Source organism: Arthrobacter sp. NPDC080073 (genome assembly GCF_040686575.1).
Lineage (GTDB): Bacteria > Actinomycetota > Actinomycetes > Actinomycetales > Micrococcaceae > Arthrobacter.
The window spans coordinates 36,395-48,859 of sequence record NZ_JBFBKR010000017.1 but is presented as its reverse complement, the minus strand read 5'-3'; the positions used below and the strand labels follow the sequence as shown (position 1 = coordinate 48,859).

The following is a 12,465-nucleotide window of genomic DNA, read 5'->3' as shown; positions in this document are numbered from 1 at the left end:
CCAAAAGTCCCGAACCCGCGCATCACCTAAGGTGACGATTGGTTGGAAACTCTTTTCATCACTTCTTTGAAAAGCACCTCAAACTCAAAGGCGAGAGGGGCCCACACGAGGTGAGTATTAAGTACTTGGTCTTGGTCTTGGTCTTGGGCACTGTTCCTGACGCGTTCCGTCCCGCCCTTTGTCCCGCGGGACATTCAGCGTTCCACCGCCGTTCCGGTTCTGTTCCTCCGCCATTCCGCCTTGCGCTCACGGGCCTTTGCCTTGTCGGCTTCGACTTGGCTCTTGGTGCGCTGGTATTCCTCCCAAGACAGGAATTGATAGTCATCGCCAGCGGATTCCCAGAGGCCCACCTTGATGAGCTTCTGCGCGAGTTGCTTACCCTTTGGCCACGACTCCACATACCAGGCCGGCACGAGCCCGTCCGTCAGGTAGTCGGTGCAATAGGTTCCTGCAAGTAGCCACAGGCCCATCGCTTCCAGACCAGCAGCCCGTGACTTCGGGTGGCCGTGCATTTTGTCATCCGCGTTGAACCAAGCCATCTACCTTCCACCTTTGCTCTTATGGCACCGAAGGCAGAGGGTTTGCAGGTTTTCTGGTAGGTTGGTCCCTCCGTCCGCATAGCGAATAATATGGTCCACCTCAAACGGGCTGCCAGCCCCGCACTGAATGCATGCCCTATCCCGCTCGACGACCTTCCTCCGCGTCGCCTTCGACAGTGGCTTAGTCCGCACGATGTTGCCGCCGTCGGTTATACGGTAGAGGTTGTCTCCATCAGGGCCCTTGAGCTTCAGGAGGGAAGATTCACGGGAGGTCATGGCTTTCAATTCGTGGACGCGAATTGCCTTCCAGACGTCGATGGGCATGGATCCGTCATAGGGTGGCAAGATTTCCATCGGTCCACCTCCCACGGGCCTTGATCCGCCCGTATTGCCTGGTCATTGATTCGTCCTTTCTCTGCTGGTTGGTAGCTGCTTGGTCATGTCCCGAAGGAATCCCGGGATGAAGTTGATAGGGCGTGGTGATGCGAATTGATTAGAACCTCTGGCTAACTGGGCCGATCTCCCTGTCGATAGAAGTCTTGGACTCCCGCAAAAGTGGCCAAACGTCGCCGCCGGGAGCCCTTAGAGGGGGAACTATGAACTCAGATCACTGGAATGCGCTTTCGACTCTCATTGCAACGGCAGTGGTTCTTTTGGGCAGTTTTCTGCAGATGATGACTAGGGCATCAGACTTCAAGGAAAAGCAACAACAGAGTGGCAGGTCTCTGACCCGTTTGGCTGACATCATCAATGACCGCGCCAGCATCACCGTCGCCATAGGAGCAGGCCTTGCTTATTGTTTCGCCGCAGGGACCTTCGTTTGGGTATGGGGTTTCGGGTTCGACGCGCCCGCGCTTAGCATCCTGATCTTCGGGGCAATCGCCGTTCTATTCTTGATAACGCTCTACTACGCGCTGCGGGTTTGGAAAATCCGCGATGGCGTCAGGATGCCGACTCCTTAGTAGTGCGTGTGTCGAGAAATAGCATTCTCACCCGGCCACGCCGAGTGATTCGGCGGCGATAATGCCGAGGTTCGGCAGCTAGTGTCAGTGCCGGTCTGTATGCTCCGCCCATGACTATTGATGCGACGACGGCCGGTCTGTTGGCACAGGTGATTCCAGTGTTGCTTGTCTTCTTGGCACTTGAGGAGCGCTTGCAACCCGCGAAGATTAGCTCTCGGAGGTGGAGAAAGCGGATCGGGTCGGCCCGAGAGCTTTCGGTGATGTTGAGCCTGGTCTCCTTGTTCATGTGCCTTTGGGTGGCCGTGACGAAGGTCGAATCAAGCCTTATGAGTTGGTTTGTTGGTCTGAGCATGATTTTGGTTCTCTTCACCCTTTTCGTTCTTTTTGCGGGCATGTTCGGTCGGGAAGCCATCTCTGAGAGAGGCCACCGGCGCTCCTGAGAGCATCAGCTGAGGTCTTTCATCGGCTCGGTTCGGGGCGTAGAGTGCCGCTGTTATCCATGCCAGAAGAGAGGGGATCGTTATGGCGGTCATCAATTTCGGTGACGAATCGTACGTGGTATCAGGGGACTCGGGCGAGATCTCCGACGGCATCAGCACTGCGTTGCGGGGTGGCCAACCGCTGAATCTTGAGGCGGCTCTTTCCACTCAGCTAGGGATGCGAGTGGCCCAGAAGCCGGGTCGCCTAGTGATCGGGCAGGCGCAGGCTTTCTTCGTCACAGATTAGATCGTGCGTGCCGTTGTCAGAGGCAAATCGGACACTCACCGACAACGGCACGCATTGCTCATGCGGCTTGGAGCGATTCGGCGGCGATCATGCCGAGGTCCCGGGCGTTGGGCGGGCAGACGGCGTTGCCAGCTTGCTTGACCATTTCCCGCTTGGTTCCGGTCATCGTGTAGTCCTTCGGGAATGCCATGCCCCAGGTGACTTCGTGTGGTTCGAGCATGCGGAAGGTGCAGTCTTCGACGGCGGGCGGGTTGACGCCCATGAGGGCGTGATGGTTGCCGTTGGCCGCGAAAGTGTCCAACGGGCCGTAGACGTCCTTGGGCGCGTTCTGCCCGCGCAGCGTTATCATGGCGTACCGGTCCACCGTCGTCAGCGTCCCGATGGGCTGGTCCACGCCCTGCGGCTTCGAGCTGCCGTAGTAGGGCATGAGCAGCGACTCGTGATTGCCCCCGCCGACAAGTGTCCTCAGGGGGTCATGGACTGTTGCCGTACGGCTCGCATCTGCCCCGGAGACGTTGTTGATAATCAGGGGTGGCATTAGTAATCCGGTCTCATTGCGAGTCGTCTGGGTCCGCATTGCCTCGCTGATGTCTCGCGTCTCTTTGCCGTCCCGTCCTTCCACTGGCACGAGCAGGCCCCTTGTGTAGCTCGTGGTCTGCGTCTGAAATGGTTCCGAGTTCACGGCCGCCAGGATCTGCGCGCCCCGTACGGCGTCGATTGCCACCGGTTGTCGGCCGTACTTTTCGAGACCAGCAAGAATGCGTGCCATTGTCTTGGGCGCAAGCGGTCCGGAACCAATGAAATCGCCAGCCTTGTTGTAGTAGTCCTTGACTGGACGGTCGCCGATGCGCTGGCCTTCGATGCCCCAGTCGATGGCGTCTGAGGCGGGCCGCCAGCCGGGCTCGATGATGCGGTTCCGGCAGGAGACTTTCGGACATCTCCAGTTGTATTGGGCGCGGTAGCGGCCCCAGCGCTCGTTGGGCTTTTTGAACACCTGCAGAGCGCGCACGGTCTCGTCGCAGGACGGGCAGTACGCGAGTGGCCGGAGTTTGTCGAAGTTGGGCTTGGTGTTGCCTTTCTTCCAGAACATCACGTACATGCGGTCCCTGCTCTGGGGCGCGGGCAGGCCGCCAAGTTGGGCGTGCATGCTGTTCATGTAGACGATGTGGTGTTCGTAGTCGAGGGACTTCATGGCGAGCAACCAGGCGTCGAACATGACCCACTTGGCGGCGTCCACGACGTTCTCTGTGATGATGATCTTGTAGTCGTGCACCTCGGCGTAGGCCGGGATGTCCCACATCGTGGCCCTGGACCGCATGGCCGCCTCGTCCGGGGCCTTGTCCCCGAACAGCGCACCCTGATTGGTGATCCGCTTCCGGCCCTTCGCCACGGAGTGGTTGGTGCATTCTGGGGAGCCCCACAGCATCTCGGTGGTGGAGATAGAGCGAGGGTCCGTGAGCTGGATGTCGGCACAGATGTGGTCCACGTCCGGGTGGTTGGTGTTGTGCGTTTCGATCGCACGGGCCCAGTGGTTCATGGCCGTCTTGACCGTGATGCCCGGGACAGCAGAAAGGCCGGTGGATGATCCTCCGGCCCCGCAAAACATGTCTGTAACTGTGATCGTCATGAGGTCTCTTCCTGCGCAAGCCGATGCTTGTCGGTTTCGGTGATTGGTCGCGGCTGAGTCTCGAGTTCGTGAGGGCCCAACAGCTCGAAAATGTCTGTCTGGCCTTCCAAGATCTCGTCCAATGTCAGCCGCCGGAGTTGTGTCGGTATCCGCGGCCAGTGGCTGGCACGGCGGGTGCTTCGATGACGATGACCTGGAGCGCGCCGCCGGATCCCGGGACGCGCCGGCCGTCAGCGATGCATGCCCGTGGCGGCCCGACGATAGTCGCGTTGTGGCGGTGGGCGACACTGGGCAGGTCGCCGATGGCCTGCAAGATGAGTTCAGGGTCCGTGGTGGCGGTACCAGTGCCTTCGACAATGGGCCAGACGGCGCGGAAGGTGTGCGTGGCGGTTGGCCGTTTGGGCCTCCGAACGCTCATCGATCCTCCTTCGGATACGAAAAAGGCAGCTTTGGGGCGGCCTTGGGTTTTGGTGCGCGCGTTTCGCGCGTGACGTTGTTGACGGCTTGATTGCCGGTCGGGTCGCGGTAGGTCAAATTGGAAGCGGCCCGTTCCTCTTCGGAATGAGCCGCTTTGTGGTGGTCGCAGTTGTGGTGGGTTGCGCACACCCCAGATGGGGTGCGGCATAACCAACAGCAGGGATCTTTCAAACGGGGTCCTTTCAGGCGTAGGCTGTGGCTGTTTTCTCGCCACAAGAGAGGGGATAGTAATGGCGGAATTGAGCGCATCTGAGCGCGACAAGATGGTTCTAGACCTGATTTTTCGACTGATGGATGAGACCGGATCGGAGTTGGTTAATCGCGACAGTCTGATGGCGCAAGTCGACGGACTCGGCGCCGAGAAGGTCATGGAGTCAGTGCAGGTCCTAACCGAGAACGGTCAAATCAAGCGCGACCTGTTTCTCGGCGGCAACTGGGTGATTACGGCGATGTCGGACCACGAGCTGTTGACCAGGTACGAATCGAAAGGAATTGACGTCGGGGCAGAGCAGAAGCGCCTCTTGCGCGAGATCGTCGAGCACGGATCTGTGCCGAGGCTTGATGGCGTCCCTGAAGTCCTAATGCGTTCGATGGTCCGGACGTTCCTCGGCCGCCGTTATATAGAGGGGCATTTGGGTCACGGCTCCAGCTTCATTGGCACCGCGACCGCCACTGGGCGACGCTGGCTCGAGGAGCATGACTAAGGATGTACTCGCTCATGCGGCATCGGCTCGTTTTGTGATGTGCTGCTCGATAAGGTCGGGGCGGAAGCCTGACCAATGCTCGTCGCCTTCGATAGCTGAGACGTAGACGACGGGCGCTTGCATGTATCCGAGGCCGCCGTCAGGAACGTCTCGGGTAATGAAGTCCCTGGCGGTCGCGTCCTGCGTGATGTCCACCTTCGTGTAGGCGATGTTGTCTCGGTCGAGCATCATGAAGGTTTGGTTGCATTGGACGCATTTGGGCTTGGTGTAGACGACGACGGCGACGCCTTCGAGTGCTTGGAGTTCTTGTGCGTGGTTTGGCATGTGGTTCTTTCAGGTAAGGGGCGCGGCGCCCGGCAGGGGGTCCGGGCGCCGCGGGCATGAAAAAAGGCCCTCAGCGGGGCCTTGCGTTTTTGTAGTACAGGTGTGCGGTTATCCCCAGCCGCCGTGGTTGGCAGCGGGCTCGTTGCCCCAGCTGGCGGCTTGGTCGGATTGCGGGTTGCCCCAGCCTTGGTCCTGATGCTGGGCTTGCTGCGCGGGCTGTTGTTGCGAGCCTTTCTTGTTGACTACTGAGAGGCCTCGGACGGTGACGTCCAGCGATGTCCAATTGACTCCGTCTCGGTCAACGTATTCGCGGGACATGAAGTCACCGTGGACGGTGACCCTGGCGCCTTTGCGGAGCCGTTCGATGTAGTACTCAGCGTCAGGGCCCCAGAGTGTGCAGCGGAACCATTGCGTCTGCTCCTGCGACTTGTCCCAGTTGCCTTGCCCGTCTTTCTTGCCTTTGGTGTCAGCGACGTTGAAAGTGAGGCATGCGTTACCGCTGCGTTTGAAGTCGATGGCTGGCTCGCCGCCGAGGTTGCCGGTGAATTCGATCTTTGCCACTATTCGGCCGCCTCCGCGATCGTTTCGAGCACGCTGATCCACTGGCGGGCGACGTCGGGTTTGATGTGGAAGAAGAAGTCGTCGCCCATGCGGATTTGCTGGCCGATCCGCTCATTGGATGCGATGGGGGCGACGTCGATGGGGCCTGCGAGGACTGAGACGGATACTGATCCGGTGTTGCTCATGCGTTGGTCTCCTGGTGGTGGTCTTCTCGTACTGCTGCAAGGATTTTCTGCGCATCCTCGGCGCTGATCTTGTTCGGGTGATCCCATGCGGCGCCTATGACCTGCCCTGCGGTGGCGAGCATCTGCTTTCCGTCGCCTTCGTAGCCGGCTGCGGTTAGCGCGTTGGTGATCGCCTGCCATTGCGCCCGCCACGGCTCTGTCTGTGGTTCGGCCAGAACTTCGACGTGATGCTGCTTGACCTGCTTACTGTTTAGGCGGACGGGGATGGTGAAGTCGGCGGCAATGTGGGACATGGCGATGACTTCCACGCCGCCCATCTTCACGCCGGCATAAATCACTTCGGGGTTGTTGGCGAGCTTTACCAGCCGGCCAATCCACGTATCGGATTCGGTGCCCCATGCGTGCGCGATTACCCGCAGCATTCCCTTTGACGGTTTCCACGGTCGCCCGTCCATGCCGACGAGATCGATAATGACGGGCTTGACCGCGTCGCCTCGGCGCACGGCGGCGATGGTTGCGACGATAGGTGCGCCGGTCAGGTCCGAGGCGTTGAGTTGGTCAGATTTGGCTACGAGCGCCTTTGATATGTCCACTAGAAAGTGATCTCCGTTTCTGTGTTGAGCCCGAGCAGGTCTTCGGCTTTGTAGATCGCCCACATTGGGAGGCTGACGGGCTCGGTGCTCGGGTAGCCCGGCCAGGTGTTCGACTCAAAACATTCGCGGTAGATGCGCTTGGCACGGTCGTTGAGCGCCCGGCCGATGTTGATTGCCTCGGCGTCCAGCGATACGACGGACACAAGGTATGGCTCAGTTTTTTCGACTAGGACGAATGGAAAGGGCAGCTCTTCGCCGGTGGCCGCTTTGACGCCGTCGATGTAGTGAGCGGCGGATTGGTGGTAGCCGTAGTCGGCCGCTGTTTTGCCGAACTCGTTTGGGTCGGCGTTCCGAGTGGTCTTGAGGTCTACGAGGATGGTGGGATGCCAAGCGTCAGGGCGGCATTTTAGGAACTGCCCGTCTTCTTCCCAGAACACGGAATGCTCGGCGCGGTGGCCGGTAAACATCTCCCGCGCAACGGGGTGCGTCATGACGGCATCACGCATTCCCTTAACCTGCTCCCACTCGGCGAACTTGAGCGGGATCTTTCCCTCAGCTCGTGCTGCGTCGGCCGGTACTGTCCATTTAGCGCCGCGCTTGTCCTCGACGTCGATCACTTCGACGGCAGACTCGTCCTGCTCCAGGATCAGCGAGTGGGCGACGGTGCCGAGGTCATAGGCGTCTTTGTGTACGGGGTGATCGCGTTCGTAAAGCCAATGCGCCGGCGTCCGCGTTGCCAACGTCTTCAGCGACGTCGATCCGAGCGCAGGATCGGCGTGATAGTCGAGGTTCGAAATACCTTCGTAAATTCCGGGGCTGTACCCCATGTTGTTCTCCTTGGATTTGGGCATGAAAAAGGCCCCTGTCGGGGCCGGTTGTCTTACTCAGGTTGTTACGATGAGCCAATGATGATGTCTGCGGCTGACGCTGATGTGGCGAACTCGCCCCAGGTCGTTGCTGCTATCTGGGTGGCTGGTGGAGCTGCTTTCATCGGGCTTGTGAACGTCGTCGTGACTATTCACCAAGGCTTCCTCACCCGCAGAGCCACCTCAAAAAGGGAAGACCGTGGACAATGGTGGAACCGATTCATCTGGGCGGCCGAGCATGTGGACGGTAATGACTCAGAATTCAAGGAACTCGGGGCCACTGTCCTACGGTCACTAGCGACCGTAGACTGGATCGAGGATAGCGATAAGGAACTGATCGACGCGATCCTGGAAGATGTCACAGATGAAGTCAGTGACGAGGATGTAGAGGAAGCACAAAATGGCTAAAGTCACTCGTGCCCACATCATTGCTGCGCGCGCCCGAAGAGATATTCTCAAGAGCCAGAAGAAGCCGATTCCCCCGAAAATTGTCAAGCTTGCTGACCTCGACATCACCAAGTTCCCACGGTCCGCGGTTTCAGTGTCGGTCGGTGAAAGTCATCCGGACCTACAGGCTCATCCAGCTGTTAGGGGATGGCTTGCGGGCCATATGCCGCTAGCAAATCACTTCCCGTGGCGTGATGTGACGGCCAAAGAAGAATCAACGGAAACAGAGCGTCGCATCAAATAGCATGAGCGGGATGCTCGGTGGACTCTCAGGATCCCACAACTTCCGTTTCACACCGTTCGGCGTCGCGACCTGCCAGAATTCCTTTGAGTTTACCGAGGTCTACTATGCCGTTGCCCCAGGCGAGCTCAATCTCGTAGAGGGCTTGTTTGTTGCGGCGGTGGGCTTCACACTCGGTCATTTCGTTCCTCCGAGTAGTTCGTCACGGTAGGCGGCCGGGAGTTTGGATAGGTTCTTGATCAGTCTGTAGTTGCGTTCCGGATCGAGACCGTAGTTCGGCAAGTCGATCGGGCGGGTTGCGGTCGGGATCGTCACGGCTTCCGCATCTGCCTTGTTGGCGGCGATGATGACGCTGCGGGCCTCCATGACCGTGATGTTGTGCTCGCGGGCCTTCTCGAACACCTCGGCCGGCGTCGGGATCGTCACCGGGTTACGGCCCATCAGTTCTCCGGTCATGGCATTTCCTCAGCTGTGGCCTGAACGGTGTGCTGGATGAGCGACTCGGGCACGGTGACCACAGCCTCCGGCGTCAATGGTTCGAACGCGGCCGCAGGGAGACGGATCCGCACCTTGACCACAACACAGCCAGGTTCAAGGACGGCGGGCTTGCGCTGAGTCGACTTGATGACGCGCAGCGGTCGGTTCCAGACACCTTCAGTGCGGCGCAGCTGCAGGTAGGTATCCGCTTCGATGTAGCCACTCATGGCTTGGCCCAAACAATGTGGTGGCGGCCCGGGACAACCTGCGGAATCAAGCGGTCAACGATATAGCGGCCAAACGTCCAACGGTTGGCGCGACGGGGTGTGGTGGTCATTAGAATCCGTGTTCCTTTCGGGCAGCGTCCGCATCATCAGCGGCGCGGGTGTCACGCTCGGCATCGAGCAGGTCGTAATCGATGTCTTCCGGCTCCTCAAACAACCGGTCATGTTCGGCGGCGCGGGGAATCATCACGAAACCTCCAACCATCGACGTCGCGAGGATCAGTACAAAAAGGCCGTTGATCATGTCTCCTTCTTTCTCCAAGTCCGTGTGACGCCGTGCTTGCGGGACTTGACGCGTGATGTTTGGTAGCCGACTGCTTCGATGAGGCCGAGGTTCTTGGCTGCGATGAGTGCCTGGCCGGTCCAGTTCCTGTGAGCGGGCGCCGGCATCTCGCCCCGAATGTCGTCGGCGGTAAAGAATTCGTGCCCACGCGAGATTCCGACGATCGCCGCGATGGCGTCTTCTCGCCACTGCTCCTTGTGCTGCTCTAGGACCGCGGCCTTCATGCGCAGCTCACCGCCATCTCACGCAGCAGGGTGTGGACATCGGTGTGCTCGTCGTCGTCCTTCATGCCGCCACCGCCAAGCGTCGAGCCGCGTTGGCTTCGTTCTGGGCAGCCCGTTCGGCGAGGACATTCTCGACGGCGGTTTCCCCGGTGGGATCTTGGTACAGGAGAAAGAAGGCGTCGAGGTCGACCGGGCCGCGCTCGTCGTGCAGTTTCTGCATGCGGCGGGCAGTCTTCTTCATCTCGGAAAACGTGGCGGTGATGCCGTGCTTGGCGTTGTAGGTGGCGAGTTTGGACAGATAATCAGTGTCTTTGGGCATCACAAATAGACCCTTCTTCTCGCAAAGAACACGAGAGTGATGGTTTAGAGCGGGGGAGTGGCCCCTGATGCAGGCGAGGTGCCAGGGCTGCGGCGAGGCCGACTCTGCGGCGAGGAAGGGAGCGGCTAAGCGCTCTTCATAAGGCGCTTGATGTTCTGTCGCTGAGTCCTGGGACGTTCAACAGGCTTGGTTGCTGGCGTGATGAATGCTTGGTAGTCGGACCGGCGTATACGGTATCTGTTGCCGTGCTTCGTTGCCAGCAGTTTCCCACTGTTGATGCAGCGGTAGACGTAGTGCTCGTCCATCCGGAGCGCTTGGGCAACCTCGGTGACAGTCAGCAGTTCATCCTCGTTCACGCCGCCCCCTCAACGGAGTATCGGTTGATGAAGTAGGCCTGCCCTTTGCCGGTTACTTTGGGCGTCTTGGACACGGTCACGTGGCCGTCCGAGTGGGTTACTGCTGTTTCTTTTACCTTGAATAGTTCGAGTTCCATGGCGCGCTGGGTTGGCATGTTCCAGTCGGTGCCCTGACGCCTGATCAGGTAACCGTCTTCGCGGAGCTGCGCGAACAGACGGTTAGCGCCGATCATGATGCCATTGCCGCGGAGGATCTTCGCCAGATCACCGACGAGGATGGTCGTCTCCGAAGTGGCTACCGAATCGGCGAAAAGGACTTTGGGGGCATCGTCCGCGACCTTCGCGGCCAGGGCCTCACGGGCCTCTACCTCAGCGGCGTAGGCTCGGAGGGCCTGTGGAAGTGTCTGCGGAACGGCCTGAACCCCATAGCCGCCGGTCTTGCGGATCTGAGGCAGAACCTCATGAGTCACCCACCGCTTGAACTGACGAACTTTCTCCATCTTGGCGTCGATCTCAGACTGATGCAGGCCGCGAGCCTTCTGCGGCTGCAGGGAGAAGAGGAGAGCATAGAGCCCGGATTCGTTGATCGTGGACAGCATCTGGCGACCGCCAGGGGTGTCAATCTGCGTACCCCCCTTGTCCTCTACGTCTACAACCTGCATGGCGCGGTTGCGGTTGCTGACTCCGAAGTAGTCGCAAACATCTGCGGCGACGAACCATGGTTCGCCGTCAATCGTGACAGTGCGAACAGGGGAGTGGTTGAAGTTGAAGGTGGTAATCTCGGACACGAGATTCCTTTCTCTAGGTTTTTCTCTTGGCCCTCAGCTATGCCAGTAGCTGGGGGCTATTTCTTTGCAGAGAAGTCGGGGTAGCTGATTGCCTCCATAGGAACGCCGAGGCCAACGGCAATCTTGCGCAAAGTTGCCGGAGATACTTCGCGGGAGCCGTTTTCTACGTGAGTAAGCGAGCCCTTGCTTACTTCTGCGCGGGCGGCGAGGTCCATGTGTCGTATGCCGAGTGCCTCGCGGATTACTCGGACTGCCGCACCGTTAACTCGGCGCTTCATTGCGGTTTCCATAGAGAAAACTCTAAGCAACTGAGCGCAATTTAAGCAAGTTGCGCAACTCGATTCTTTCGCAAACCGTGTAACTACCGGAAAGTTTGCCTTGCGAAGTTGCCTTGAGTTGCCATAACGTGTGGGTATGGAGATTAGCGCAGAAGACTTGAGGCTCACGAGGAACCACTTAGACCTGACTCAGGCAGAGCTTGCCGAACGCCTCGATGTGTCACCCCGGACGATCGTGAACTGGGAAACGAGTGGCGTCCCGGCACGTCGCGTGCCGCGAGTCGAGAAGCTTATTGGTGGTGCTATCCGTGAAGCTCTCGACCTCGAAGCGTCGTTCCAGTCCTTTAAAGAGACCCTGCCGCCTGAAGAAGTTCAGAATCGATGGGCCGAGGAAGGTAGTGCAGCGCAAGAGGCTGAAGCTGCAAAGCCCGCAGGCTTCCCAGAACCTGGACTTCACCCCGAAGCGAGGCGGGCGCACTTACTTATGCCATTTTCTGACACTGACCTACTCAATGAGCTGAGAAGTCGCGCATCTCGAAGGGGCGACAGGGCTTCGACTTGGAATGCCGAGCGGTTTGAGCGGTACCAAGAGTTCATCAACCCGAAGTGGGTCGAACTGGCCGCTAAAGAAGGCGACACTGACGAGGATCCCGACTACTCAAAAATGTCGGAGCAGGGTGCTTATGATTTGGCGGCTTACAAGGGGGACGAAAATATTGGACACGACGATCTACCGCATGAACCCTAAGGTAGTTGCTCATCGGATGGGGGTGCGTGTGAGGACCGCTGTGACGCCGGCCGGTTGGTGGGGTGCTTATGACCATCAAAGGCGACTGGTCACGCTTCGCCCTGGTTTGGGGCCGATCCAGTCGGCCTGCACGCTAATGCACGAGCTCGGGCACGCCTATTACAGTCATGTGGGGGTGACCGGCAAGCAGGAAGCCCTGGCGAACAGGTGGGCGGCGTACCGGTTGATTGAGTTCGACCGGGTCGTGACGGCCGCGGAAACTCATCAGTCGTCTGTGGCCGTGGCGGCCGAGCTCGGCGTTTTGCCGAGCGTGCTCGAAACGTACCTTCAAACGCTCACGAAGTCTGAGCTTGGGGCGGTTCGAAAGGCCGCACTGAGGATTGCCGCATGATGACCAAACGGGAGATTTTCGGTGTTGACGCCGTCAACAAAGCGCGCAAAATCGGCTTCCGGACG

At 59.2% G+C, this 12,465-nt stretch carries 26 protein-coding genes; 8 read left to right on the top strand and 18 right to left on the bottom strand.

What is annotated here, in order from left to right; genetic code table 11:
• Positions 1–194: 194 nt before the first annotated feature.
• Positions 195–539: a hypothetical protein gene (locus AB0O52_RS17515; RefSeq protein WP_364540072.1), complete on the bottom strand. Its 345-nt coding sequence runs from the start codon at positions 537–539 to the stop codon at positions 195–197.
• The gene (locus tag AB0O52_RS17510) at positions 540–815 is read right to left on the bottom strand and encodes an HNH endonuclease signature motif containing protein (RefSeq protein ID WP_364540250.1); all 276 of its coding nucleotides are present in this window, start codon (positions 813–815) and stop codon (positions 540–542) included.
• 320 nt (positions 816–1,135) lie between these two features.
• Between AB0O52_RS17510 and AB0O52_RS17505 the strand changes: the two genes are divergently transcribed.
• The 3 genes from AB0O52_RS17505 (at position 1,136) to AB0O52_RS17495 (ending at position 2,227) form a co-directional block, all read left to right on the top strand.
• Positions 1,136–1,501 (top strand): hypothetical protein, encoded by a 366-nt coding sequence (locus AB0O52_RS17505; RefSeq protein ID WP_364540069.1) that lies wholly within the window; start codon positions 1,136–1,138, stop codon positions 1,499–1,501.
• Positions 1,502–1,611: 110 nt separating this feature from the next.
• Positions 1,612–1,941, top strand: coding sequence for a hypothetical protein (locus AB0O52_RS17500; protein ID WP_364540067.1), 330 nt, complete (start codon positions 1,612–1,614; stop codon positions 1,939–1,941).
• An 82-nt stretch (positions 1,942–2,023) separates the two neighbouring features.
• On the top strand, positions 2,024–2,227 hold the full coding sequence (locus AB0O52_RS17495; RefSeq protein ID WP_364540064.1) for a hypothetical protein: 204 nt from the start codon (positions 2,024–2,026) through the stop codon (positions 2,225–2,227).
• Between the two features lie 58 nt (positions 2,228–2,285).
• On the opposite strand, the gene AB0O52_RS17490 is transcribed toward AB0O52_RS17495, so the two are convergent.
• Together AB0O52_RS17490 and AB0O52_RS17485 are read right to left on the bottom strand one after the other, a co-directional pair.
• Positions 2,286–3,854 (bottom strand): DNA cytosine methyltransferase, encoded by a 1,569-nt coding sequence (locus AB0O52_RS17490; protein ID WP_364540062.1) that lies wholly within the window; start codon positions 3,852–3,854, stop codon positions 2,286–2,288.
• 124 nt (positions 3,855–3,978) lie between these two features.
• Positions 3,979–4,272, bottom strand: coding sequence for a hypothetical protein (locus AB0O52_RS17485; RefSeq protein ID WP_364540060.1), 294 nt, complete (start codon positions 4,270–4,272; stop codon positions 3,979–3,981).
• Between the two features lie 289 nt (positions 4,273–4,561).
• Between AB0O52_RS17485 and AB0O52_RS17480 the strand changes: the two genes are divergently transcribed.
• Entirely contained in the window at positions 4,562–5,035 is a 474-nt protein-coding gene (locus AB0O52_RS17480) for a hypothetical protein (RefSeq protein ID WP_364540057.1), read from the top strand.
• 12 nt (positions 5,036–5,047) lie between these two features.
• Here AB0O52_RS17480 and AB0O52_RS17475 read toward each other — a convergent pair whose 3' ends face one another.
• The 5 genes from AB0O52_RS17475 to AB0O52_RS17455 form a co-directional block, all read right to left on the bottom strand.
• Positions 5,048–5,359 (bottom strand): glutaredoxin family protein, encoded by a 312-nt coding sequence (locus AB0O52_RS17475; RefSeq protein WP_364540055.1) that lies wholly within the window; start codon positions 5,357–5,359, stop codon positions 5,048–5,050.
• Positions 5,360–5,467: 108 nt separating this feature from the next.
• Complete coding sequence (locus AB0O52_RS17470) at positions 5,468–5,920, bottom strand: single-stranded DNA-binding protein (protein ID WP_364540053.1); 453 nt, start codon at positions 5,918–5,920, stop codon at positions 5,468–5,470.
• Positions 5,920–6,105 (bottom strand): hypothetical protein, encoded by a 186-nt coding sequence (locus AB0O52_RS17465; RefSeq protein WP_364540050.1) that lies wholly within the window; start codon positions 6,103–6,105, stop codon positions 5,920–5,922. Before AB0O52_RS17465 ends, AB0O52_RS17470 begins: the two co-directional genes overlap by 1 nt.
• A complete protein-coding gene (locus tag AB0O52_RS17460) occupies positions 6,102–6,698 on the bottom strand; it encodes a hypothetical protein (RefSeq protein WP_364540048.1) in 597 nt (198 codons plus the stop codon). The genes AB0O52_RS17465 and AB0O52_RS17460 overlap by 4 nt, the downstream gene beginning before the upstream one ends.
• The gene (locus tag AB0O52_RS17455) at positions 6,698–7,549 is read right to left on the bottom strand and encodes a PD-(D/E)XK nuclease-like domain-containing protein (protein WP_364540045.1); all 852 of its coding nucleotides are present in this window, start codon (positions 7,547–7,549) and stop codon (positions 6,698–6,700) included. Before AB0O52_RS17455 ends, AB0O52_RS17460 begins: the two co-directional genes overlap by 1 nt.
• A 54-nt stretch (positions 7,550–7,603) precedes the next feature.
• On the opposite strand from AB0O52_RS17455, the gene AB0O52_RS17450 reads away from it, so the two are divergent.
• A complete protein-coding gene (locus tag AB0O52_RS17450) occupies positions 7,604–7,972 on the top strand; it encodes a hypothetical protein (protein WP_364540042.1) in 369 nt (122 codons plus the stop codon).
• Positions 7,965–8,255 carry a hypothetical protein gene (locus tag AB0O52_RS17445; protein WP_364540039.1) on the top strand — a complete coding sequence of 97 codons (291 nt, stop codon included), beginning with the start codon at positions 7,965–7,967 and terminating at the stop codon, positions 8,253–8,255. The genes AB0O52_RS17450 and AB0O52_RS17445 overlap by 8 nt, the downstream gene beginning before the upstream one ends.
• Positions 8,256–8,280: 25 nt before the next feature.
• Here the strand turns inward: AB0O52_RS17445 and AB0O52_RS17440 are convergent, their stop codons facing one another.
• The 9 genes from AB0O52_RS17440 to AB0O52_RS17400 all read right to left on the bottom strand — a co-directional run bounded on the left by AB0O52_RS17440 (position 8,281) and on the right by AB0O52_RS17400 (position 11,261).
• Positions 8,281–8,433, bottom strand: coding sequence for a hypothetical protein (locus AB0O52_RS17440; RefSeq protein WP_364540037.1), 153 nt, complete (start codon positions 8,431–8,433; stop codon positions 8,281–8,283).
• Positions 8,430–8,708 (bottom strand): hypothetical protein, encoded by a 279-nt coding sequence (locus AB0O52_RS17435; RefSeq protein ID WP_364540034.1) that lies wholly within the window; start codon positions 8,706–8,708, stop codon positions 8,430–8,432. The genes AB0O52_RS17440 and AB0O52_RS17435 overlap by 4 nt, the downstream gene beginning before the upstream one ends.
• Positions 8,705–8,956 (bottom strand): hypothetical protein, encoded by a 252-nt coding sequence (locus tag AB0O52_RS17430; RefSeq protein ID WP_364540032.1) that lies wholly within the window; start codon positions 8,954–8,956, stop codon positions 8,705–8,707. Before AB0O52_RS17430 ends, AB0O52_RS17435 begins: the two co-directional genes overlap by 4 nt.
• A 109-nt stretch (positions 8,957–9,065) precedes the next feature.
• Positions 9,066–9,257 carry a hypothetical protein gene (locus AB0O52_RS17425; protein ID WP_364540029.1) on the bottom strand — a complete coding sequence of 64 codons (192 nt, stop codon included), beginning with the start codon at positions 9,255–9,257 and terminating at the stop codon, positions 9,066–9,068.
• Positions 9,254–9,520 carry a hypothetical protein gene (locus AB0O52_RS17420; protein ID WP_364540026.1) on the bottom strand — a complete coding sequence of 89 codons (267 nt, stop codon included), beginning with the start codon at positions 9,518–9,520 and terminating at the stop codon, positions 9,254–9,256. The genes AB0O52_RS17425 and AB0O52_RS17420 overlap by 4 nt, the downstream gene beginning before the upstream one ends.
• A 61-nt stretch (positions 9,521–9,581) precedes the next feature.
• Positions 9,582–9,839, bottom strand: a complete 258-nt coding sequence (locus AB0O52_RS17415) for a hypothetical protein (protein WP_364540023.1) — start codon at positions 9,837–9,839, stop codon at positions 9,582–9,584.
• 125 nt (positions 9,840–9,964) lie between these two features.
• On the bottom strand, positions 9,965–10,195 hold the full coding sequence (locus AB0O52_RS17410) for a helix-turn-helix domain-containing protein (protein ID WP_364540020.1): 231 nt from the start codon (positions 10,193–10,195) through the stop codon (positions 9,965–9,967).
• Positions 10,192–10,983, bottom strand: coding sequence for a phage antirepressor KilAC domain-containing protein (locus AB0O52_RS17405; protein WP_364540017.1), 792 nt, complete (start codon positions 10,981–10,983; stop codon positions 10,192–10,194). The genes AB0O52_RS17410 and AB0O52_RS17405 overlap by 4 nt, the downstream gene beginning before the upstream one ends.
• Positions 10,984–11,039: 56 nt before the next feature.
• Positions 11,040–11,261, bottom strand: a complete 222-nt coding sequence (locus tag AB0O52_RS17400) for a helix-turn-helix transcriptional regulator (RefSeq protein WP_364540014.1) — start codon at positions 11,259–11,261, stop codon at positions 11,040–11,042.
• A 136-nt stretch (positions 11,262–11,397) separates the two neighbouring features.
• On the opposite strand from AB0O52_RS17400, the gene AB0O52_RS17395 reads away from it, so the two are divergent.
• Positions 11,398–12,009, top strand: a complete 612-nt coding sequence (locus AB0O52_RS17395) for a helix-turn-helix transcriptional regulator (RefSeq protein ID WP_364540011.1) — start codon at positions 11,398–11,400, stop codon at positions 12,007–12,009.
• Entirely contained in the window at positions 11,945–12,400 is a 456-nt protein-coding gene (locus AB0O52_RS17390) for an ImmA/IrrE family metallo-endopeptidase (RefSeq protein ID WP_364540008.1), read from the top strand. The genes AB0O52_RS17395 and AB0O52_RS17390 overlap by 65 nt, the downstream gene beginning before the upstream one ends.
• The last annotated feature ends 65 nt before the right edge of the window (positions 12,401–12,465 follow it).